The sequence below is a fragment of the Cryobacterium sp. RTC2.1 genome (assembly GCF_035018685.1).
Classification (GTDB): Bacteria; Actinomycetota; Actinomycetes; order Actinomycetales; family Microbacteriaceae; genus Cryobacterium; species Cryobacterium glucosi.
On record NZ_JASJXJ010000334.1, the window covers coordinates 1 to 695 of the forward strand.

General features: G+C 64.5%; 1 protein-coding gene. It reads left to right on the top strand.

Annotated features, from left to right (window positions below; translation table 11 throughout):
* Positions 1-695: IS21 family transposase (gene istA / locus QN357_RS19155; protein WP_323505419.1), on the top strand; the 695-nt coding region annotated here is incomplete at both ends.

Below are 695 nucleotides of genomic sequence, written 5' to 3' on the forward strand. Positions count from 1 at the left end.
TCGCGCAGCCGGACTGGGCGCGGGTGCATACGGAGTTGGCCAGGGTCGGGGTGACGTTGAAGCTGTTGCACCAGGAGTATGTAGACGCCTCATCGATGGCGCAGGCGACGATGAGCTACGACCGCTTCTGCCGCCTCTATGGCGAGCACGCCGCTGTCTCGGGGGCGACGTCGCGGGTCGGCCACAAAGCCGGCCGCAGCATCGAGGTCGACTGGTCCGGGCCCACAATGCAACTACTCGATCCGACGTCGGGCGAGATGTCGAAGGTGTATTTGTTCGTCGCGTGCCTGCCGTTCAGCCGCTATGCGTTCGTGGAAGCCACCCTGGATATGCGGCAGGAGTCGTGGCTGCGCGCCCACACTGCAATGTTCGCGTTCTTCGGCGGCAGCGTCCCACGCCTGGTGCCCGACAACTTGAAGACAGGGGTGATCTCCCACCCGAAGGAAGGGGAGGTCGTTTTGAACGATGCCTACCGGGAGATGGCTGCGCACTACTCGGCCGCGGTGCTCCCCGGCAGAGTTCGGCACCCGCGCGACAAAAGTAGTACTGAGAACACGGTCTCCCATGTCGCGACCTGGGTCATCGCGGGTTTGCGGCAGGAGACGTTCACGTCGCTGGCACAGCTGCGCCTGCGAATCCGGGAACAGATGGATGCCTACAACCGGGAGCCGTTCCAGAAACGCGTCGGGTCCCGC